The 19693-nt window shown below is 66.5% G+C and carries 19 protein-coding genes; 9 read left to right on the forward strand and 10 right to left on the reverse strand.

The genetic code is table 11. The features are described from left to right. Entirely contained in the window at nucleotides 1-3480 is a 3480-nt protein-coding gene (mfd, locus tag MAA8898_RS15280) for a transcription-repair coupling factor (RefSeq protein WP_094021898.1), read from the reverse strand. 50 nt (nucleotides 3481-3530) lie between these two features. Further along, on the reverse strand, nucleotides 3531-4052 hold the full coding sequence (locus MAA8898_RS15285) for a component of SufBCD complex (protein ID WP_094021899.1): 522 nt from the start codon (nucleotides 4050-4052) through the stop codon (nucleotides 3531-3533). A 131-nt stretch (nucleotides 4053-4183) separates the two neighbouring features. On the opposite strand from MAA8898_RS15285, the gene hemB reads away from it, so the two are divergent. Both hemB and MAA8898_RS15295 read left to right on the forward strand, forming a co-directional pair. Next, entirely contained in the window at nucleotides 4184-5182 is a 999-nt protein-coding gene (hemB, locus tag MAA8898_RS15290; protein WP_094021900.1) for a porphobilinogen synthase, read from the forward strand. A 174-nt stretch (nucleotides 5183-5356) separates the two neighbouring features. Continuing rightward, on the forward strand, nucleotides 5357-5911 hold the full coding sequence (locus tag MAA8898_RS15295) for a lipid-binding SYLF domain-containing protein (RefSeq protein ID WP_094021901.1): 555 nt from the start codon (nucleotides 5357-5359) through the stop codon (nucleotides 5909-5911). A 300-nt stretch (nucleotides 5912-6211) separates the two neighbouring features. Here MAA8898_RS15295 and MAA8898_RS15300 read toward each other — a convergent pair whose 3' ends face one another. Then, nucleotides 6212-6481: an usg protein gene (locus tag MAA8898_RS15300; RefSeq protein WP_094021902.1), complete on the reverse strand. Its 270-nt coding sequence runs from the start codon at nucleotides 6479-6481 to the stop codon at nucleotides 6212-6214. Between the two features lie 194 nt (nucleotides 6482-6675). Here MAA8898_RS15300 and gyrA point away from each other — a divergent pair, with 194 nt between their 5' ends. Together gyrA and MAA8898_RS15310 are read left to right on the forward strand one after the other, a co-directional pair. Next, nucleotides 6676-9405: a DNA gyrase subunit A gene (gene gyrA / locus MAA8898_RS15305; protein ID WP_094021903.1), complete on the forward strand. Its 2730-nt coding sequence runs from the start codon at nucleotides 6676-6678 to the stop codon at nucleotides 9403-9405. A gap of 102 nt (nucleotides 9406-9507) precedes the next feature. Beyond that, nucleotides 9508-9918 (forward strand): DoxX family protein, encoded by a 411-nt coding sequence (locus MAA8898_RS15310; protein WP_094021904.1) that lies wholly within the window; start codon nucleotides 9508-9510, stop codon nucleotides 9916-9918. 58 nt (nucleotides 9919-9976) lie between these two features. Here MAA8898_RS15310 and MAA8898_RS15315 read toward each other — a convergent pair whose 3' ends face one another. After that, nucleotides 9977-11452, reverse strand: a complete 1476-nt coding sequence (locus MAA8898_RS15315; RefSeq protein WP_094021905.1) for a carboxypeptidase M32 — start codon at nucleotides 11450-11452, stop codon at nucleotides 9977-9979. Then, the gene (gene ctaA / locus MAA8898_RS15320) at nucleotides 11453-12598 is read right to left on the reverse strand and encodes a heme A synthase (protein ID WP_094021906.1); all 1146 of its coding nucleotides are present in this window, start codon (nucleotides 12596-12598) and stop codon (nucleotides 11453-11455) included. Nucleotides 12599-12791: 193 nt separating this feature from the next. Here ctaA and MAA8898_RS15325 point away from each other — a divergent pair, with 193 nt between their 5' ends. From MAA8898_RS15325 to MAA8898_RS15335, 3 genes are all read left to right on the forward strand, one after another. Then, on the forward strand, nucleotides 12792-13100 hold the full coding sequence (locus MAA8898_RS15325) for an SH3 domain-containing protein (RefSeq protein WP_094021907.1): 309 nt from the start codon (nucleotides 12792-12794) through the stop codon (nucleotides 13098-13100). A 233-nt stretch (nucleotides 13101-13333) separates the two neighbouring features. After that, nucleotides 13334-13702, forward strand: a complete 369-nt coding sequence (locus MAA8898_RS15330; protein WP_176445182.1) for an SH3 domain-containing protein — start codon at nucleotides 13334-13336, stop codon at nucleotides 13700-13702. A gap of 261 nt (nucleotides 13703-13963) precedes the next feature. Next, nucleotides 13964-14272, forward strand: a complete 309-nt coding sequence (locus MAA8898_RS15335) for an SH3 domain-containing protein (protein WP_094021909.1) — start codon at nucleotides 13964-13966, stop codon at nucleotides 14270-14272. 70 nt (nucleotides 14273-14342) lie between these two features. Here the strand turns inward: MAA8898_RS15335 and MAA8898_RS15340 are convergent, their stop codons facing one another. Next, nucleotides 14343-15092, reverse strand: a complete 750-nt coding sequence (locus MAA8898_RS15340; protein WP_094021910.1) for an RNA methyltransferase — start codon at nucleotides 15090-15092, stop codon at nucleotides 14343-14345. Nucleotides 15093-15226: 134 nt separating this feature from the next. Between MAA8898_RS15340 and MAA8898_RS15345 the strand changes: the two genes are divergently transcribed. Next, on the forward strand, nucleotides 15227-15850 hold the full coding sequence (locus MAA8898_RS15345; protein WP_094021911.1) for a thiamine phosphate synthase: 624 nt from the start codon (nucleotides 15227-15229) through the stop codon (nucleotides 15848-15850). On the opposite strand, the gene olsA is transcribed toward MAA8898_RS15345, so the two are convergent. From olsA to MAA8898_RS15360, 3 genes are all read right to left on the reverse strand, one after another. Continuing rightward, entirely contained in the window at nucleotides 15847-16695 is an 849-nt protein-coding gene (olsA, locus tag MAA8898_RS15350) for a lyso-ornithine lipid O-acyltransferase (RefSeq protein WP_094021912.1), read from the reverse strand. The genes MAA8898_RS15345 and olsA overlap by 4 nt on opposite strands. A 10-nt stretch (nucleotides 16696-16705) precedes the next feature. Beyond that, on the reverse strand, nucleotides 16706-17458 hold the full coding sequence (olsB, locus tag MAA8898_RS15355; RefSeq protein WP_094021913.1) for an L-ornithine N(alpha)-acyltransferase: 753 nt from the start codon (nucleotides 17456-17458) through the stop codon (nucleotides 16706-16708). A 123-nt stretch (nucleotides 17459-17581) separates the two neighbouring features. After that, on the reverse strand, nucleotides 17582-17764 hold the full coding sequence (locus tag MAA8898_RS15360) for a DUF3553 domain-containing protein (RefSeq protein WP_094021914.1): 183 nt from the start codon (nucleotides 17762-17764) through the stop codon (nucleotides 17582-17584). Nucleotides 17765-17790: 26 nt separating this feature from the next. On the opposite strand from MAA8898_RS15360, the gene MAA8898_RS15365 reads away from it, so the two are divergent. Continuing rightward, nucleotides 17791-18399, forward strand: a complete 609-nt coding sequence (locus tag MAA8898_RS15365; protein WP_094021915.1) for a histidine phosphotransferase family protein — start codon at nucleotides 17791-17793, stop codon at nucleotides 18397-18399. A gap of 16 nt (nucleotides 18400-18415) precedes the next feature. Here the strand turns inward: MAA8898_RS15365 and MAA8898_RS15370 are convergent, their stop codons facing one another. Continuing rightward, the gene (locus tag MAA8898_RS15370; RefSeq protein ID WP_094021916.1) at nucleotides 18416-19681 is read right to left on the reverse strand and encodes a glutamate-5-semialdehyde dehydrogenase; all 1266 of its coding nucleotides are present in this window, start codon (nucleotides 19679-19681) and stop codon (nucleotides 18416-18418) included. Between the last annotated feature and the right edge of the window lie 12 nt (nucleotides 19682-19693).

The raw sequence follows: 19693 nt of genomic DNA on the forward strand, positions 1-19693 counted from the left end.
TCAGGCTTTGGCCTGCTTCTTCGCGGCGCTGAGGATGTCCGCCAGGTCGCGGGCGATGGCAAAGGCCCCCTGGATCTTGTCCTTTTCGCGGGTCCAGTCGCGGCGGATGACGATCTTGTTGTCCTTGACCTTGGCCAGCCCGTTCTGATCCTTGAGGAATTCCACCAGCCCCTGCGGCGAGGCGAACTTGTCGTTGTGGAACTGGATGACCGCCCCCTTGGGTCCGCCGTCCAGCTTGGCGATTCCGGCTTTCTTGCACATGGCCTTGATCCGGACGACCAGCAGCAGGGTGTTCACCTCGCGCGGCAGCTTGCCGAAACGGTCGATCAGCTCGGCGGCAAAGCCTTCCAGCTCCACCTTGGTGGTGAGGTTCGACAGCCGCCGGTAGAGGCCCAGCCGCACGTCCAGGTCGGGCACGTAGTCCTCGGGGATCAGCACCGGCACGCCCAGGTTGATCGTCGGCGCCCATTGCCCGTCGGCCTCGGCCAGCCCTTCCATCTCGCCGGCGCGGATCTTGGCGATCGCCTCCTCCAGCATCGACTGGTAGAGTTCATACCCCACGTCGCGCATCTGGCCGGACTGTTCCTCGCCCAGCAGGTTGCCCGCGCCGCGAATGTCGAGGTCCTGCGAAGCCAGCGAAAAGCCTGCCCCCAGCGTGTCGATCGCGCCCAGCACGCGCAGCCGTTTTTCCGCCGTCACGGTCAGCTTGGTGCGCGGCTTGGTGGTCAGGTAGCAATAGGCGCGGGTCTTGGCGCGGCCAACCCGGCCGCGTATCTGGTAGAGCTGCGACAGGCCGTACATGTCGGCCTTGTGCACGATCATCGTGTTGGCGGTGGGGATATCGAGGCCGGATTCGACGATGGTGGTGGCCAGCAGCACGTCGTACTTGCCGTCGTAGAACGCGTTCATGCGCTCGTCGAGGTCGCCCGCCGCCATCTGGCCGTGGGCGACGACGTAGGTCACCTCGGGCACCTGGTCGCGCAGGAACTCCTCGACCTCGGGCAGGTCGGTCAGGCGCGGCACCACGAAAAAGGACTGCCCGCCCCGGTAATGTTCGCGCAGCAGCGCCTCGCGGATCGTCACGGGGTCGAACTCCGACACATAGGTGCGGATCGACAGCCGGTCGACCGGCGGCGTGCCGATGATCGAGAGATCCCGCACACCGGTCAGCGACAGTTGCAGCGTGCGCGGGATCGGCGTCGCGGTCAGGGTCAGCACGTGGATGTCGCTGCGCAACTGCTTCAGCCGTTCCTTGTGCTGCACGCCAAAGCGCTGTTCCTCGTCGATGATCAGCAGCCCGAGGTTGTTGAAGCGGATGCCCTTGGCCAGCAGCGCATGGGTGCCGACCGCGATGTCCACCGTGCCCTTGGCGATGCCCTCGCGGGTCAGCGCCGCCTGCCGGCTGCCGACAAAGCGCGACAGCGGCGCCACCTGCACCGGAAAGCCGCGAAACCGCTCGGCAAAGCCGTTGTAATGCTGGCGGGCCAGCAGCGTGGTGGGCGCGATCACCGCCACCTGCACGCCCGACATGGCCGCGACAAAGGCCGCGCGCATGGCGACCTCGGTCTTGCCAAAGCCGACGTCGCCGCAGATCAGCCGGTCCATCGGCATGCCGGAATGCATGTCCTCCATGACATCCTCGATCGCCTTCAGCTGATCGTCGGTCTCCTGGTAGGGGAACCGCGCGGCGAAGGAGTCATAGGCCCCCGGTGGCGGGTCCATGATCGGCGCTTTGCGCAGCGCGCGTTCGGCGGCGATGCGGATCAGCCGGTCCGCCATGTCGCGGATGCGCTGCTTGAGCTTGGCCTTCTTGGCCTGCCAGGCGCCACCGCCCAGCTTGTCCAGCAGGCCTTCCTCGTGGCCGTAACGGGACAGCAGTTCGATGTTCTCGACTGGCAGGTACAGCTTGGACCCTTCGGCGTATTCCAGCGTCAGGCATTCATGCGCCGCGCCCGCCGCCGTCACCACCTCGAGGCCGTGATAGCGGCCAATGCCGTGGTCGACGTGCACCACCAGGTCGCCGGGCGACAGCGACTGGTGCTCGGTCAGGAAGTTCTCGGCCTTGCGGCGCTTCTTGGGCTGACGGATCAGCCGGTCGCCCAGCACGTCCTGTTCCGAGATGACGGTCAGCCGCCCCTTGGGGCCTGCCGGCTCCCACGGCGCATCAAAACCCGCCTCCAGCGACCAGACCGCCAGGTGCAACCCGCGCTTGCCGATGCGGGTGCCGTTGGCGACGGGGATCGCCTCGGCCAGTCCCTCGTCCTCGATCAGGCCGGTCAGGCGCTCGCGCGCGCCCTCGGAATAGGAGGCGATCAGCACCGGGCCGTCCTGCATCCGCGCCTTCACATGCGCCGCCAAGGCTCCGAAAAGGCTGATGCTTTCCTGCTGGCGCTCGGGGGCGAAATTGCGCCCGATGCGCCCGCCCGCGTCCACCACGCCCGGCCCGCTGGCCTGCGGCAGCGGGTGGAACTGCACCACCCGGCGGCCGTCCACAGCCCTCTCCCAGGCGGCATCGTCCATGTACAGCAAACCCGGCGGGATCGGCTTGTAGACCGTGCTGCCCAGCGACTTCTTCTGGTTCAGGGCGTGGCGGCGGGCGTCGTACTGATCGGCAATGCTGTCCCAGCGCGACAGCCGCGAGGGCGTCAGCTGATCGTCCAGGCAGACCGGCGCGCCGGGCAGGTAGTCGAACAGGGTTTCCAGTTTCTCATGAAAAAACGGCAGCCAGTGTTCGACCCCGGCGTGCTTGCGCCCCGCGCTGACCGCCTCGTAGAGCGGATCGTCGGTGCCCGCCGCGCCGAACTCGATCCGGTAGTTCTGGCGGAACCGGGTGATGGCGCTGTCGTCCAGGATCACCTCGGACACGGGCGCGAGTTCGACCAGCTCCAGCTTTTCGGTGGTGCGTTGCGAGGCCGGGTCAAAGCGGCGCGCGCCGTCCAGCACGTCGCCGAAGAAATCCAGCCGCACCGGCCCGCCCTCACCCGGCGGGTAGATGTCGATGATGCCGCCGCGAATGGCGTAGTCGCCCGGCTCGGTCACCGTGGAGGCCAGCGAAAAGCCCATGCGCACCAGGAAGTTGCGCAGCGCCTCTTCGTTGACACGGTCGCCGACGCGGGCGGTAAAGGCCACCTCGCGCAGCACGCCCCGCGCGGGCACGTACTGCATCGCCGCGGAAAGCGTGGTCAGCAGGATATAGCGCGCCGGCATGCCGTGCACGAGGCCCGCCAGCGTCGCCATCCGCGCGGCGGAGATGTCGGCATTGGGCGACACCCGGTCATAGGGCAGGCAGTCCCAGGCCGGAAAGATCACCACCGGCATGTTGGGCGCAAAGAACGCCAGCGCATCGCGCAGCGCCGCGAGGCGCCGGTCGTCGCGGGCGACATGCACCACCGGGCCGCCGGCCCGTTCCACCTCGCGCAGGAGCAGGCGGGCGTCATGCCCCTCGGGCGCGCCGCCCATGATGATGCGTTCATTCGTCATGTTGGCTCACATGGCGCGGTCGGCGCGGCGCGTCAACCGGCCGGAGTGGATCAGAACACCAGCACGGTCATGTTCACGAACATGCCCCAGAGCGCGGTGACGAAGATCGACACGACGCCGATCAGCTGGGTCAGCATCCGGTGGATCCGCAGCCGGCGCCACAGCGGCTCGCCAGAGTCCTCGCCGCCCTTGATGCGGCGGGCCGAAGCAAGGCTGAGCAGCGCCACCAGCGTCATCGGAAAGGCCAGCAGGAACACCGCCTGCGCCCATTCCAGCCAGTAGACGAAGCCCAACAGCGCCATTCCCGTCAGGAAGGCCGAGCCGAGCGCGACCAGCCACAGACCGGACTCCTGGGCGATGAACAGCAGGCGGTTGGTGTTGATGCGCACCAGGTCTTCGAGGTCCTGCTCGGCCTGCCCTCCGACGCGCCGCGCGCGCGCGACCATGTCGTAGGGCACCCCCAGCACCCAGTGACTGGTCGAGGACCACAGCACCGCCAGCATGATCCAGAACCAGAGGTTCGAAAACGACCTGAGGTCGATCACTTCGAAGACCGTGCTGTACCAGTCCAATAGTCCGCTCTTTTCCTGACCGCGCCTGTCGCGCGCCCCGCTTATCGCGCCTGCCCCGGGCCTCTGCAATGGGCCTTGTGGCCTGACCGCTTCCGTGTCACCCAAAGGTGACGCCGAGACGGAGCCAGATCATGCAACCGACCCTTGCCCCCTTTCCCGCGACCCGCCTGCGCCGGCTGCGCCGCACCCCCGCGATCCGCGCGCTGGTGCAGGAAACCACGCTGAGCCCGGCCGATTTCATCTGGCCGGTCTTCGTCCGTGACGGCGAAGGTATGGTCGAGCCGATCCATTCCATGCCGGGGGTGAACCGGCTGTCTGTGGACAAGGTGGTGGAGGCCGCGCGCGAGGCTCATGCCCTGGGTATCCCGGCGATCTGCCTGTTTCCCTACACCGACCCGCGCCTCAAGACTGAGGACTGCGCCGAGGCCTGGAATCCCGACAACCTGTCGAACCGCGCCACGCGGGCGATCAAGGCGGCGGTGCCCGAGATCGCGGTGATGACCGACGTGGCGCTCGACCCATACAACATCAATGGCCACGACGGCTTTGTCGAGAACGGCGAGATCGTCAACGACCGCACGGTCGAGGCGCTGGTGAAACAGGCGCTGAGCCAGGCCGACGCGGGCGCCGACATCATCGGCCCCTCGGACATGATGGACGGCCGCATCGGCGCGCTGCGCGGGGCACTGGAGGACGCGGGGCACCAGCACGTGCTGCTGCTGAGCTATGCGGCGAAATACGCCTCGGCCTTTTACGGGCCGTTCCGCGACGCGGTGGGCGCCTCGGGCGCGCTGAAGGGCGACAAGAAGACCTACCAGCAGGATCCCGGCAACGCAGACGAGGCGATGCGCCTGATCGCGCGCGACCTGAACGAGGGCGCCGACATGGTCATGGTCAAGCCCGGCATGCCCTATCTCGACATCTGCCGCCGCGCCAAGGAAATGTTCGGCGCGCCGACCTTTGCCTACCAGGTGTCGGGCGAATACGCGATGCTGGCGGGCGCGGGCGAACGCGGCTGGGTGGATGGCGAGAAGGTCATGCTGGAAAGCCTGATGAGCTTCAAGCGCGCGGGCTGCGACGGGGTGCTGACCTATTTCGCACCGGCCGCGGCGCGGCTGCTGAACGGCTGAGCCGGGCGCAAAATCCGCCCCGACGGATTTTGCAAAAGCCTTTCTCAAGGCTTTTGCGCGCAAACCCCCGCCGATGATCTACAAGATGAGGTGACAACCCCTGTCGCCCCCCGTATATTGCGCCGCAACCGGCGGCACGGCCGGAAACGAGGCAATAGCAGGAACAGGCGCATCATGACACTCACCAGACGCAATGTGACTTTCGCTCTCGGCGCGACGGCCCTCCTGGGTGCTTGCGCGAATGGGATCGGCAGCTCCGGCCCCGCCCGCATCGACGCGCGGGTGGACGCAACCCTGTCGCAGCTCTATTCACAGTACCCCGCGACGCGCGACCTCGAGGCGAAATCCGCCGGCATGCTGGTCATGCCGCTTGTGACCGAGGTCGGGCTTGGCCTGGGGGGCGGCTACGGTCGAGGCTCGCTGCGCATCAACGGCGCGACGGTGGACTATTATTCCGTGGCCAAGGCCTCGGGCGGGTTGCAGATCGGCGGGCAGCAGTACAGCCACGTGCTGTTCTTCATGACCAACGAGGCATTGCAGACCTTCCGCCGCTCGGGCGGTTACGCGGCGGGCGCCAACATCCTCTACGCCACCCCCGAACGGGGCGAGACGCTGGCCGCCGAGACGACGACGCAATTGGCGCCGGTGATCGCGGTGATCTTTGGCCAGTCCGGCCTGCGGGTCGGCGCGACGCTGGAAGGCGTGAAGTACTCACGCATCATCCCCTGACCTGACAGATGCTCGGGCGGCAGCGTGGGACCGGGGCTCTGCCCCGGACCCCGGGATATTTCTTTGCCAGAAGAAGCTGCAAGGGGTTTTTCCCAAGTCGCGCTGACGTGCGGGATGGGTCGTCAAGCAGGAAACTGCGACGGAAGAAGCCGAGAAGGTCTCCAACGGCGGATCGGGTGGGAGACCGCCGGCCCGCCCTTGGTTTTGGTGTGGATGTTTCGTTGGCCCGAGTTCCCTTTAGCGGGACTTGGCCCCAGACCGGGTCCGGGACCAAGCGGGGCAGCGCCCCTGCCTCCCGGCTCAGTGATATCGGAACTCGCCCACCACGTTGCGCCATTCGCCAGGCGAGATCATCTTGCGGTGGGTGAAGCGCACCGAGTGCAGCGGACCTTCGATCGTGTCCTGCCAGAACTCGATGAAGCCGAACAGCTTGGGGTGATCCGGCGCAAGGTCGTATTCCTGCCAGATGAAGGTGTTCAGCACGTGTTTGTAATCGGGCATGCGATAGAAGAATTCCGCGGTGGTCAGCCCGTATCCCTTGAGCATCATTTCCGTTTCGGACGCCTGCATCGTGTTTTACCTCGTGTTTCGACGCGTAAGACGATGCTGCCAAGAGAATCTTTACTTTTCAATAAAAACAGTGTGTTAGCACCCTGACCCGCTGGCTGCCAGCCGCCCGGGCACCCCCACCATTGCACCCAATACCTAGTCTCTGATATAAGCGGCTCAACAAGATATGGCAGATCAACCGACAGGCAGCATACGTGAACGATACGCCAGAAACCCCTGAGAACGAAGAAGAAAACCGCCCGAAGTTTGGCGGCCCCTCGATCTCGATCGAAAACGAGATGAAGTCGAGCTATCTCGACTATGCCATGTCCGTGATCGTCAGCCGCGCCATCCCGGACCTGCGCGATGGCCTGAAACCCGTGCACCGGCGCATCCTTTATACGCTCTGGGAAAACGGCCAGACCCGCGCGAAACCTTATCGCAAATGCGCGACAGCGGTCGGCGACGTGATGGGCCGGTACCACCCGCACGGCGACTCAGCGGTCTATGACGCCCTCGTGCGGATGGCGCAGGACTTCTCGATGAGCCTGCCGCTGATCGACGGGCAGGGCAACTTCGGCTCGATGGACGGCGACCCGCCCGCGGCCTACCGCTACACCGAGAGCCGGTTGCAGAAGGCCGCCGAAAGCCTGCTCGAGGACATCGACAAGGAGACCGTCGATTTTGTACCCAACTACGCCAACGAGCGGATGGAGCCGACCGTCCTGCCGGCGCGCTATCCCAACGTGCTGGTCAACGGCGCCGAGGGCATCGCCGTCGGCATGGCGACGCGCATCCCGCCGCACAACCTGGGCGAGGTGATCGACGCGACTCTGGCGCTGATGGAGAACCCGGACCTGTCCAGCGACGATCTGATCGAATACATCCCCGCCCCCGATTTTCCCACCGGCGGCGTGATCCTGGGCCGCTCCGGCGCGCGCAAGGCCTACCTTGAAGGGCGCGGCAGCGTCGTCATCCGCGCCAAGACCCGGATCGAGGAGCTGCGCAAGGACCGCTACGCCATCATCATCGACCAGATTCCCTACCAGGTGAACAAGGCGACGATGATCGAGCGCATCGCCGAGGCCGCGCGCGACAAGAAGATCGAGGGCATCGCCCACGTCCAGGACGAATCCGACCGCGACGGCGTGCGCGTGGTGATCGAGCTCAAGCGTGACGCCACCGCCGAGGTGGTGCTGAACCAGCTGTTCCGCTTTACCCCGATGCAGGTCAGCTTTGGCTGCAACATGCTGGCGCTGAACGGCGGCAAGCCGGAGCAGCTGACGCTGTACGCGTTCCTCAGTTCCTTCATCGACTTCCGCGAGGAGGTGGTGGCGCGGCGCACCGCCCACCTGCTGCGCAAGGCGCGCGAACGCTCGCACGTGCTGTGCGGCCTCGCCGTGGCGGTCAGCAACGTCGACGAGGTGGTGCGCACCATCCGCCAGTCCGCCGACGCCGCCGAGGCGCGCGAAAAGCTGATGGAGCGGCGCTGGCCCGCCGCCGAGATCCTGCCCTACATCGCGCTGATCGACGATCCGACCCACAAGGCCAACGACGACGGCACCTACAACCTGTCCGAAACGCAGGCCCGCGCGATCCTCGACCTGCGCCTGCAACGCCTGACCCAGTTGGGCGTCAAGGAAGTGACCGACGAGCTGGAAGAGCTGGCGGCCAAGATCAAGGACTACCTCGACATCCTGTCCAGCCGTGAGCGCATCATGCAGATCATCGGCGACGAGATGCGCGCGATCCGCGATGAATTCGCCGTGCCGCGCCGCACCGAGATCGTCGACTGGGCGGGCGACCTGGAAGACGAGGACCTGATCGAGCAGGAGGACATGGTCGTCACCGTGACCCAGTCCGGCTGGATCAAGCGCACCGCGCTGGCCGATTTCCGGTCGCAGAAGCGCGGCGGCAAGGGCCTGTCCGGCATGGCGACCAAGGACGACGACGTGGTCACCACGCTGTTTGTCGCCAACACGCACACGCAGCTGCTGTTCTTCACCACCGACGGCATGGTCTACAAGCTGAAGTGCTGGCGCCTGCCGCTGGGCGGGCGCACCTCGAAGGGCAAGGCCATCGTCAACATCCTGCCGATCCCGGCGGGCGTCTCGATCGCGGCGATCATGCCCGTCGACCGTCCCGAAGAGGACTGGGACGACCTCCAGATCGTCTTTGCCACCTCCAAGGGCAGCGTGCGCCGCAACCGGCTGTCGGATTTCACCAACGTCATGCGCAACGGCAAGATCGCGATGAAGTTCGAGGGCGAGGACGAGAACACCCGCCTGATCAACGCTCGCATCTGTTCCGAGGATGACGACGTCATGCTGGTGACCAACTCCGGCCGGGCGATCCGTTTCCCGGTGCCGGAGGTGCGGGTGTTCAACTCGCGCAACTCCACCGGTGTGCGCGGCATCCGCCTGTCGAACGGCGACGAGGTCGTGTCGATGTCGGTCATCCGCCACTTTGACGCGGAGTCCGATGAGCGCGCCTCCTACCTCAAGATGCGCCGCGCCATGGCGGGCCTGACCGACGAGGCCGAGCCTTCGGACGAGGAAGAGGGCAATGCCGACAGCGCGCTGCCGCAGGAACGCTATGCCGAGATGTCGGCGGCCGAGAACCTGATCCTGACCATCACCGCGCGCGGCCTGGGCAAGCTGTCGTCCAGCCACGACTACCCGGTGCGCGGACGCGGCGGCATGGGCGTCACCGCCTGGGAGAAATCCATGCGCGGCGGCGAGATCGTCGCCAGCTTTCCGGTCGAGATGGACGACCAGATCATGCTGGCCACCTCCACCGGGCAGTCGATCCGCGTGCCGGTCGAGGGGATCTCGTTCCGGTCGCGTAGCGCGGGCGGCGTGAAGGTGTTCAACACCGGCAAGGGCGAAACCGTGGTGTCTGTCGCCTGGATCGCCGATCAGGGAGACGAGGACGAACCGGAATAGGTCCTGTCAATCGCCGCACAGGCCCTGTGAAAGAACGCGAGATTTCATTCTTTCGCAGGGCGATACATGAAGCGTATCGGACCTGAACAAAGGAGATGTCTCATGTCCCCGACCCTGACGACCAATGCCGGACTGCTGGCCGCCCGAATCCTGCTGGGTGTTCTTTTCGTGCTGGCCGGATTCGGCAAGCTGGGCGATGTACAGGGCTTTGCCGGCTACATGGCCTCGGGCGGCGTTCCTGCCTTCCTGGCCTGGCCCGTTGTCCTGTTCGAGATCGTCGGTGGTCTTGCCCTGATCGTCGGTTTCCAGACCCGCATCGCCGCGCTGGCGCTGGGCCTGTTCGCGCTGGTTTCCGGTGTGCTGTACCACTACGTGCCGGGCGACCAGATGCAGTTCACCATGCTGCTGAAGAATATCGCGCTGACCGGCGGCTACCTGGCGCTGGCCCTTGCCGGCCCCGGAGCCTGGTCGCTGGATCGGCTGACCGGTCGGGCCGCACTGCAGACGGCCTGAGCCTGTCGACACGTGGAATGCAGGGGGAGGGCCAAGCGCCCTCCCCTTTTCCACCAGGTCAGACGCCGTAGAGCGCCGAGAACTTCTCTTCCAGGTAGTCCAGCAACGGTCCTTCGGTCGGCGCGCCGCCGCTGGCCTTTTCGATCACCGCGCGCGGCGTGTAGAGCCCGCCGTATTGCTGGAGGTTGTCCCGCAGCCAGCTTGTCGCGGCACGGGTATCTCCCTTGACCAGTTGTGCATCGAGATCCGGCACCGCCGTGGTCAGCGCCTTGTACAGGCAGCCGGCGTAGACATTGCCCAGCGAATAGGTCGGGAAATAGCCGAACAGCCCGGCCGACCAGTGCACGTCCTGCAACACGCCGTTCGACGGCGTATCCACGGCAAAGCCGAAATCCGCCTCGAAGCGGTCGTTCCAGGCGGCCTCCAGGTCATCGACCAGCAGGTCACCGGAGATCAGCGCGCGCTCCAGGTCAAAGCGCAACAGGACGTGCAGGTTGTATTGCAGTTCGTCCGCCTCGGTCCGGATGTAGCCGTTGCGCACCGAGTTCACGGCGGCATAGAACCCGTCCTCGTCCTTGATGCCGAAATCGCCGAAGGTGTCGCGCATCTGGCGGTAGAGCCAGCCTGTGAAGGCGCGCGAGCGGCCGAGCTGGTTTTCGTAGATGCGGCTCTGGCTTTCGTGCACGCCCATCGACACGCCCCCACCCAGCGGCGTCAGGCGATAGGCGGGGTTGATGTTCTGTTCATAACAGGCGTGGCCGACCTCGTGGATGGTCGAGTAGAAGCAGTTGAACGGCTCCAGCGGCATGGTCCGGGTGGTGATCCGCACGTCATCGCCCGACCCCGAGCTGAAGGGATGCACCGCCTTGTCGACGCGCCCGCGCTTGAGGTCATAGCCAAAGGTCCGCGCCAGCATCCGCGCCAGCTTCATCTGCCCGGTCTCATCAAAGGTGCCGTCCAGCCCTTTGGGCTGCGGCTGGGACAGGACCGCCTCGCGCAGCGCCACGAGGCGCGGCCGCAACGCGCCGAACATCGCCTTTAGGTCTGCCGCCTTGGCGCCCGGTTCGTAATCGTCCAGCAGCGCGTCGTAGACATCGCCACCGGCAGCCAGCGCCGCGCCTTCCTGCTGGCGCAGGGCGATCACTTCTTTCAGCACCGGGGCAAAGGCGTTGAAATCGTCGTCGGCCCGCGCCTCGGCCCAGATCACATGCGCCCGGCTGATCAGCCGCGCCAGCTCCGACGCCAGGCTTTCCGGCACCCGCACCGCGCGTTCGTGGCTGCGGCGGATGTGGCGCAGCTGCGCCTTGGCGATCGGGTCAAGCTGGTCCTCGGCGATGGCGGCCAGCCATTCGCCGATGCGCGGGTCGGTGCGGCGCTGGTGCAGCACCGCCTCCATCGCCGCGCGCTCGTCGCTGCGCTGGTCGGCCGCTCCGCGCGGCATCATGGTTTCCTGGTCCCAGCTCAGTCTGCCCGCAACCTGTGCCAGCGCCTCGGTGTCGCGCTGGAATGCCATCAAATCTTCATATGCGCCCATTCAGGCTTTTCCTCTTATGCTCTGGGGTGCGGGATACCTTGCCGCAAAACGCGCCCGCAATATCAACGACCAAAGTGCAACCGCCCCAAGCTGATGCACGATGGCCAACTGCCACGGCGCGAAATACACAACCGTGACGATACCCAGCACTACCTGTAGTAGCAATACCGCAAGAACGAGGTTGTAGCGGAACCGCGTGTCGCCATTCGCAGAGCGCCGCGAGCGCATCCAGACCACGATGGCGAAGGCCAGCAGCAGGTAGCCCGCAACGCGGTGCATGAACTGCACGAGCCCAGGGTTCTCGAAGAAGTTGCGCCACAGCGGTTCGATGTCCAGCGCGCCCGAGGGGAAGATCTCGCCGCCCATCAGGGGCCAGTCGTTGTAGCTGCGCCCGGCGTCGATCCCCGCCACCAGCGCGCCCAGCAGGATCTGGAGAAAGCTGAAGTGCAACAGCCCGGTGGTGATCGAGAACAGCCGCGGCTCGGCGCTGCGCCGCGCCTGCATCAACACGCGCTCCTCGAAACTCAGGTGGTAGATGTACCAGGCGATCAGACCCAGGATCACGAAGGCCAGGCCCAGATGTGTCGCCAGCCGGTACGAGGCGACATCCAGCATCTCGCCGCCCAGCCCCGAGGACACCATCCACCAGCCGATCGCGCCCTGCAGCCCGCCAAGCGCACCCAGCCCCAGCAGGCGGCCGGTCCAACCCGGCGGCATCCGGCGCGTCGCCAGGAAACCGAAGAACCCCAGCGCCCAGACCAGGCCGATCACCCGGCCCAGCTGCCGGTGGCCCCATTCCCACCAGTAGATGACCTGGAACTCTTCCAGGCTCATGCCCTTGTTCTGCAACTGGTACTCGGGGATCTGGCGGTACTTGTCGAACTCCACGGCCCAGGCCTCGGCGCTCATCGGCGGCAGCGCCCCGGTGATCGGGCGCCATTCGGTGATCGACAGGCCCGAGTCCGTCAGCCGTGTCAGCCCGCCCACGGCGATCATCACCATGACGAGGACGAACAGCACCATCAGCCAAAGGCGCACCGCCCCGCGCGCGCCGCGCTTTCCGGCGTCGATCATGCCGCCTGCCGGGGCGGTCACCGTACGGGCACCCTCGCCCACCTCTTCGAACAGCTTGCGTTTCTGTGCCATGGCCAGCCTCCGCGTATTTTCGACGGACAGTAGAGCGCCGCTCCCGGGCCTTCAAGCGCATGCGGCATCCCGCCCCAAGGGGTCCGGAATACCTCAGTAATGAATGCCGGACTTATGCCAAGGCGGCGCAAACCGTAAGTTGGGTGCAGAAGACAAACAGCCTGCCACACCCCAGACCCAAAGGACCAACACCATGAAAAAGTTCATCCTTTCCGCCGTCCTCGCCGCAGCCACCATGGGTGCCTCCGCCGCCTCCGCCACCCAGGCCTGGGTCGGCAACTATGCCCTGAACGCCCGCTCGGGCCCCGGCGCCCACTACTACGTGCTCGGCACCTTCGAGGCCTGCACCCCGGTCCACATCGTCGCCTACAAGCACGGCTGGGCCAAGGTCTACTTCAACCACAACTACTACTGGGTTTCGGCCAAGTACCTCCAGGGCCAGCCCTGCTACTGGGTGCCCAAGAAAAAGCACCACAGCAACAAGCATTACTACAACTACTGACCTCCTCCTCCCGACCTCCCCGGCGCCGGTTTCCTCCCTGGCCGGCCCGGCCAACACGCGGATCGACCGAAAGGTCGGTCCGCCCTTTCTTGGGCCTCGCCGGACACGAGGGCAAAAAACGGCGGTCAGGAATGCCTGACTTATGCTACGATGATCGAAGACATAGATTATGGACTCACGATAAAGCACCTGCCCCTTCGACCTCAGGATCATAGACCAAAGGAATGACTTCCATGAAAAAGCTGATTATCCCCGCCATCGTCGCTGTTGCAACTCTCGGCGCGTCGGCGGCCTCCGCCACCCAGGCCTGGGTCGGCCAGGCCCACCTGAACGCCCGTTCGGGCCCCGGCACGAACTACTCGGTCCTCGGCACCTTCAACCCCTGCACCCCGGTGGACGTGATCGAATACCAGTACGACTGGGCCAAGGTGTACTACGACAACACCTATTACTGGGTCTCGGCCAAGTATCTGCAGGACTATGCCTGCACCTACTCCCCGCCGACCTACACGCCGCCCGCCTACACCCCGCCCAAGCAGACCTACAAGGCGCCAGTCTACACGCCCCCGAAAAAGCAGTACGGCGGCAGCGGCAACTACTGACCTCCTCCATACCTCCCCGGCGCCGGTTTCCTCCCTGGCCGGCCCGGCCAACTCGCGGATCGACCGAAAGGTCGGTGCGCTTTTTCTTTTGCTCAATGGGGATGGGCGCGGCAGCCGGTCCGTGCCGCAACCCGCCAGGGCAGCCGAAGGTCCGGAATACCTCAGTAATGAATGCCGGACTTATGCCAAGGCGGCGCAAACCGTAAGTTGGGTGCAGAAGACAAACAGCCTGCCACACCCCAGACCCAAAGGACCAACACCATGAAAAAGTTCATCCTTTCCGCCGTCCTCGCCGCAGCCACCATGGGTGCCTCCGCCGCTTCCGCCACCCAGGCCTGGGTCGGCAACTACGCCCTGAACGCCCGCTCGGGCCCCGGAACCCACTACTACGTGCTCGGCACCTTCGAGGCCTGCACCCCGGTCCACATCGTCGCCTACAAGCACGGCTGGGCCAAGGTCTACTTCAACCACAACTACTACTGGGTTTCGGCCAAGTACCTCCAGGGCCAGCCCTGCTACTGGGTGCCCAAGAAAAAGCACCACAGCAACAAGCATTACTACAACTACTGATCCCACAGCGTATCGCGGGCCGGTTGCCCTCCCCGACCGGCCCGGCCTTCAGGCGGATTGACCAGAGCGGTCAGTCCGCCTTTCGGTCTTTCCAGCGCACGATCTGCCGCATCATGCCGTGCAGCATCTGCACCTCGGCCCGGGTCAGCGGCAGGCGCGACCACATGTTGCGCAGGTTGACCTTCATGCTGTCGGCCTTGTGCTCGGGGAAGAAGAACCCGGCCTCCTGCATCCGCTCCTCGTAGTGCCGCGCCAGGTGCTCGACCTCGTGCTGCTCGGCCAGTTCGGTGCCGGCCAGCGACTCCACCTTGCCCGCCACCGTTTCGGTCGCGCGGCGCCATTCGTAGGCGCAGAGCAGCACGCATTGCGCCAGGTTGAGCGAGGGGAACTCCGGGTTGACCGGGACAGAGATGATGCCGTTGGTCGGGGCGATATCCTCGTTCTCCAGCCCCGCGCGTTCCGGGCCGAACATCAGCGCCACCTTCTCGCCCCCCGCGATTCGCCGCGCCGCCTCGGCCAGGGCGGCCTCGGGGGTCCAGATGGACTTGGTCAGGTCGCGCGGCCGCGCGGTGGTGGCCAGGACAAAGGTGCAGTCGGCCACCGCGCCGGCCACGTCGTCGAACAGCTGCGCCTCGTCCAGCAGGCGGCCCGCGCCGCTGGACATCGCCACGGCGGCGGAATTGGGCCAGCCGTCGCGCGGATCGACGATGCGCATCCGGTCCAGCCCGAAATTCCACATCGCCCGTGCCGCCGCGCCGATGTTCTCGCCCATCTGGGGCCGGACCAGCACGATGGCCGGTTGCGGAATGCCTGTCGCCATGTCTTGCTCCCTGTGATCCGGCGGAGGGGTAATGCCCCGCGCCTTCGGGGGCAAGCCCCCGGAAGCCCGCGAAAAAGCGCCGTGCAAAGCGGCGCGGCCCGCGCTATGAGGGCGACCGGACCAGGAGCAGACCGATGACCAAAGAGCCAGACGCCCCGCAGATCTACCTAGTCACGCCGCCCGAGTTCGACCTGGGCAGCTATCCCGAGATCCTGTCGCGCGTGCTCGACACGGTCGAGGTCGCCTGCCTGCGGCTCAGCCTGGCCACCCGCGACGAGGACCGGCTGATGCGCGCGGCGGATGCCATGCGCGAGGTGGCGCACCGGGTCGACGTGGCGCTGGTGATCGAAACCCATGTGGTGCTGGCCGAACGGCTGGGCCTCGACGGGGTGCACCTGCTGGACGGCGCGCGGTCCGTCCGGGCGGCGCGCAAGACGCTGGGTGCGGATGCCATCGTCGGCGCCTATTGCCGCCAGTCGCGCCACGACGGCATGACCGCCGGCGAGAACGGCGCGGATTACATCTCCTTCGGGCCGGTGTCCGGCAGGCTGGCCGATGGCGCGCTGGCCGAGCCCGAGTTGTTTGCCTGGTGGTCCGAGATGATCGAGCTGCCGGTGGTGGCCGAGGGCGGGTTGACCCCGGAGCTGGTCACCGCGCTGGCCCCGGTGACGGATTTCTTTGCCATCGGCGAGGAGATCTGGAGCACCGAGGATCCCGCCGCCACGCTCAAGGCGCTGGCCGCCGCGATGCGCGGCTAGAGCAGCGCCGGGTCGACGGGCCCAAGCTCGGCCGCGTGACCCTCGCGCACCTGGTCCTCCAGCGCGCGGGCCAGGCTCTTGCGGTTGGCGAAATCGTCCACCCGGAGCGGCGGATGATAGATCACCACCACCTTGCCTTGCCGCGCCTGCGCCGCCAGCCGCAGCAGCGAGCCGCCAAAATCCATGTCGCCCCACCAGCCGTAGAACCGCGGATGTGCGCCGGTCGGCGCATGGTAGACGACGCTGACCGGCTGGATCTGCATCCGGTGGTGCAGGGCCTCGGAATGAAAGGCGGCAAACAGCGTCGTCTTGAAGGGCAGAACCCGCAAACCGTCGGTTGAGGTGCCCTCGGGGAAGAACAGCAGCCGGTGCCCCGCCTTCAGCCGCGCCTCGAAGACAAGAGTCTGCTCCTGCGCCGCGCGCGGGTCGCGCTGGATGAAGACGGTGCCGGTCGCCCGCGCCAGCCAGCCGATGCCGGGCCAGCGGGCGACCTCGGATTTCGCCACGAAATAGATCAGGTCGCGACTGTTCAGCACGAAGATATCCAGCCAGGAGGTGTGGTTGGCCACCACCGCGCCGCGCCCCTCCATCCGCCGGCCACGCGTTTCCGCCGGCAGGCCGAGGATCAGCAGCACGCTGCGGCAGACAAAGCGGGTGATGTGCGGCGTCACCGGCCGCTCCAGCCCGAAAAGCGGCCGCTCGATGAGCCGCACCAGCACGAGCAGGGCCAGGCAGCCAAAGATCACCCCTGCCATGAGCGGCAGCCGCACGGCGACCCGCAGCCATCCCATGGGCGTGATGGGCGGCAGATCGGGTGGCTCGGCGGCGTTCCAGGTCCCGCTCATGCCGCACTTCTCACGACGGGCGATCCTGGGTGTAGAGCGCGCGCTGGCGTTCGTTCATGCGCGCGGAGTCCATCACCAGGCAGACGTCGATGGTGTTGAAGGCGTGGTCGACAAATGCCCCCTCACCCACGAAGCCGCCCAGCCGCAGATATGCCTTGATCAGCGCCGGGACCTGCAACATCGCGTGGCGGCGGTCGATCACGTCCTCGGGCAGCAAGTCCATCGGCTGGAATTCCCGCGCCCGCACCCGCAGGTCACGCGGCGCGAGGTGGCGGTGGTGCAGCAGCGACAGCGGCTGCGCCAGTTTCGCGGGATCGGTGCCGTGAAAGCTGGCGACGCCGAACAGCACCTCGATGTCGTGGTCCTGCACGTAGCGCGCCAACCCCTGCCAGAGGTGGAACATCGCCGCGCCGCCGCGATAGTCGCGGTGCAGGCAGGAGCGGCCCAGTTCCAGCAGCCGCCGCCCGCTGTCGCGCAGCACGGCGAGGTCATATTCGTCCTCGGAATAGAACTGCCCCGCGGCCCTGGCCTGGTCGTCGCGCAGCAGACGGTAGACACCGACGACCCGCCCTTTGGCGGCCTCGTCACACACCAGCAGGTGATCGAAGAAGGGATCGAAACGGTCCCGCTCCATCCGCGCCGCGTGATCGACCAGCGGCCCGTCTCCGCCCAGTTCCTCGACGAAGACATCATAGCGCAGACGCTGGGCCGCGGCGAGATCACCGGCGCTGCGCGCAAGCCGGACCGAGAAATTCTCTGTCACACCCTTGCTCCCCGAACCTTGCCGCCTGACGCCCACGCTCTTAGGCAAGCCTCCGCCCGAGTGCAACTCTTGGCTTCCCGGGGAGGAAGCGGTTAACCTTTCCTCAACCACTGGCCAATTACGTTAACCATCATAAACCGGAACGAGGGACACCCTTGAACTGTCGAGCACAACCTTGCCTTCTTCGCGGAAGTTGACGGTGATACGGCCGCCGATGTTCGATTGCACCTGACCGGTGCCCCAGTCCGGCCGGTCGGGATTGCGAACCAGCATGCCCGGCTCCAGTAACGCGTTCAGATCTGTCAATCCACTCTTCTCCCTCGGAGCTCTATATGTCCAATTCCAGCGCCACCCTTGCCGCCCTTGTCGGATCGCGCCTCTGCCACGATCTGATCAGCCCGATCGGGGCGATCCAGAATGGCCTGGAGCTGATCGCCCTGTCCGGCGCCGGTGGCGACCCCAGCCCGGAAATGGCCCTGATCCAGGACAGCTGCGAAAGCGCGGCCGCCCGAATCCGGTTCTTTCGGGTCGCCTTTGGCAGCGCGGGCAGCACCCAGAAGATGGGCCGACGCGAGACCATGGCAACCCTCACCGCGCTGGGCAAGGGCGGCAGGATGCAGGTCGAATGGATGCCGAACGAGGACCTGCCGCGCACCGAGGTGCAACTGGCCTTCCTCGCCTACCTCTGCTGCGAAAGCGCCCTGCCCTATGGCGGCACGGTCCGCTTTGACCGCGATGCCGCCGGATGGACCGTGACGGCACAGGGACAGCGGCTCGCCGCGCAGCAGCTGCTCTGGGACCATCTGAACGGCGCCGCTCCGCTGGACGACCCCGCCGCCGACCGGGTGCATTTCGCCCTGTTGCCGATCCTCGCCGAGGCGCAGGGTCACCAGCTGATGGCCACCCTGCGGGACGAGACCATCACGCTCAAGATCCTCTGACCCCCGGCGGTCCGGGTCAGGCCCGGACCGTGCCATCGCCGGTGACCAGGTACTTGAAGCTGGTCAGCTGCTCGGCCCCCACCGGGCCGCGCGCGTGCATCTTGCCGGTGGCGATGCCGATCTCGGCCCCCATGCCGAATTCGCCGCCATCGGCGAACTGGGTCGAGGCATTGCGCATCAGGATCGCCGAATCGAGCCGCTCGAAGAAACGCGCGGCCGCGGCATCGTCCTCGGTCAGGATACAGTCGGTGTGGTTGGAGCCGTAGCGGCGGATGTGGGCGATGGCGGCGTCGATGTCGTCGACCACGCGGGCGGCGATGATGCTGTCGAGGTACTCGTGCCCCCAGTCACCCCTGGTCGCCGGAACAGTGCCGGGGATGGTCTGAAGGTCCGCGTCGGCGCGCACCTCGACACCGGCCTCGATCAGCGCGCGGATCACGCCCTGGCCGATGGTGTCGGCCACGTCACGGTGGATCAGCAGGCACTCGGCCGCACCGCAGATCCCGGTACGCCGGGTCTTGGCGTTCTTGACCACGGCCAGGGATTTGATCGGGTCGGCCTCCTTGTCGATGTAGATGTGCACGATGCCCTCGAGATGGGCAAAGACCGGCACCCGCGCCTCGCGCTGCACGAGGCCGACCAGCCCCTTGCCGCCGCGCGGCACGATGACGTCGATGCAATCGGTCATCGCCAGCATCTCGGACACCGCGGCGCGGTCGCGCGTGGGCACCAGCTGGATCGCGGTTTCGGGCAGGCCGGCGGCACGCAGCCCCTCGACAAGGCAGGCATGGATCGCGCCCGAGGAGTGGAAGCTTTCGGACCCGCCGCGCAGGATCACCGCGTTGCCCGCCTTGAGGCAGAGCGCGCCCGCGTCCGCCGTCACGTTGGGGCGCGACTCGTAGATCACGCCGACCACGCCCAAGGGCGTGCGCACGCGCTGGATATGCAACCCGCTGGGACGGTCCCACTCGGCCATGACCTGGCCCACCGGGTCCTGCTGCGCCGCGACCGACCGCAGGCTGTCGCAGATGCCCTTGATCCGCGCCTCGTCCAGCATGAGTCGGTCCATCATCGCCGGGCTCAGGCCCTTGTCGCGGCCATAGTCCAGATCGCGGGCGTTGGCCTCGATGACCTGCGCGCGACGCGCCCAGAGCGTGTCGGCCGCGATCTCCAGCGCCTTGCGCTTCTGCTCGGCCGGGGCACAGGCGAGATCGGCGGCGGCGGCGCGCGCCTTGGTCCCGATGTCCTTCATCAGCGCGGGAATGTCGTCGAAATCCTTCATCGGAAAAGCCCC

Origin of the sequence: Antarctobacter aquimaris (assembly GCF_900184945.1) — a bacterium.
Lineage (GTDB): Bacteria > Pseudomonadota > Alphaproteobacteria > Rhodobacterales > Rhodobacteraceae > Maliponia > Maliponia aquimaris.

Coding starts and splice junctions, on each gene's coding strand:
- MAA8898_RS15365 (WP_094021915.1), top strand. CDS start 17,791: ATGTCCAATTCCAGCGCCACCCTTGCCGCCCTTGTCGGATCGCGCCTC.
- MAA8898_RS15315 (WP_094021905.1), bottom strand. CDS start 11,452: ATGGGCGCATATGAAGATTTGATGGCATTCCAGCGCGACACCGAGGCG.
- ctaA (WP_094021906.1), bottom strand. CDS start 12,598: ATGGCACAGAAACGCAAGCTGTTCGAAGAGGTGGGCGAGGGTGCCCGT.
- mfd (WP_094021898.1), bottom strand. CDS start 3,480: ATGACGAATGAACGCATCATCATGGGCGGCGCGCCCGAGGGGCATGAC.
- MAA8898_RS15345 (WP_094021911.1), top strand. CDS start 15,227: ATGACCAAAGAGCCAGACGCCCCGCAGATCTACCTAGTCACGCCGCCC.
- MAA8898_RS15295 (WP_094021901.1), top strand. CDS start 5,357: ATGACACTCACCAGACGCAATGTGACTTTCGCTCTCGGCGCGACGGCC.
- MAA8898_RS15340 (WP_094021910.1), bottom strand. CDS start 15,092: ATGGCGACAGGCATTCCGCAACCGGCCATCGTGCTGGTCCGGCCCCAG.
- MAA8898_RS15325 (WP_094021907.1), top strand. CDS start 12,792: ATGAAAAAGTTCATCCTTTCCGCCGTCCTCGCCGCAGCCACCATGGGT.
- MAA8898_RS15300 (WP_094021902.1), bottom strand. CDS start 6,481: ATGCAGGCGTCCGAAACGGAAATGATGCTCAAGGGATACGGGCTGACC.
- MAA8898_RS15370 (WP_094021916.1), bottom strand. CDS start 19,681: ATGAAGGATTTCGACGACATTCCCGCGCTGATGAAGGACATCGGGACC.
- hemB (WP_094021900.1), top strand. CDS start 4,184: ATGCAACCGACCCTTGCCCCCTTTCCCGCGACCCGCCTGCGCCGGCTG.
- MAA8898_RS15310 (WP_094021904.1), top strand. CDS start 9,508: ATGTCCCCGACCCTGACGACCAATGCCGGACTGCTGGCCGCCCGAATC.
- MAA8898_RS15330 (WP_176445182.1), top strand. CDS start 13,334: ATGAAAAAGCTGATTATCCCCGCCATCGTCGCTGTTGCAACTCTCGGC.
- MAA8898_RS15335 (WP_094021909.1), top strand. CDS start 13,964: ATGAAAAAGTTCATCCTTTCCGCCGTCCTCGCCGCAGCCACCATGGGT.
- olsA (WP_094021912.1), bottom strand. CDS start 16,695: ATGAGCGGGACCTGGAACGCCGCCGAGCCACCCGATCTGCCGCCCATC.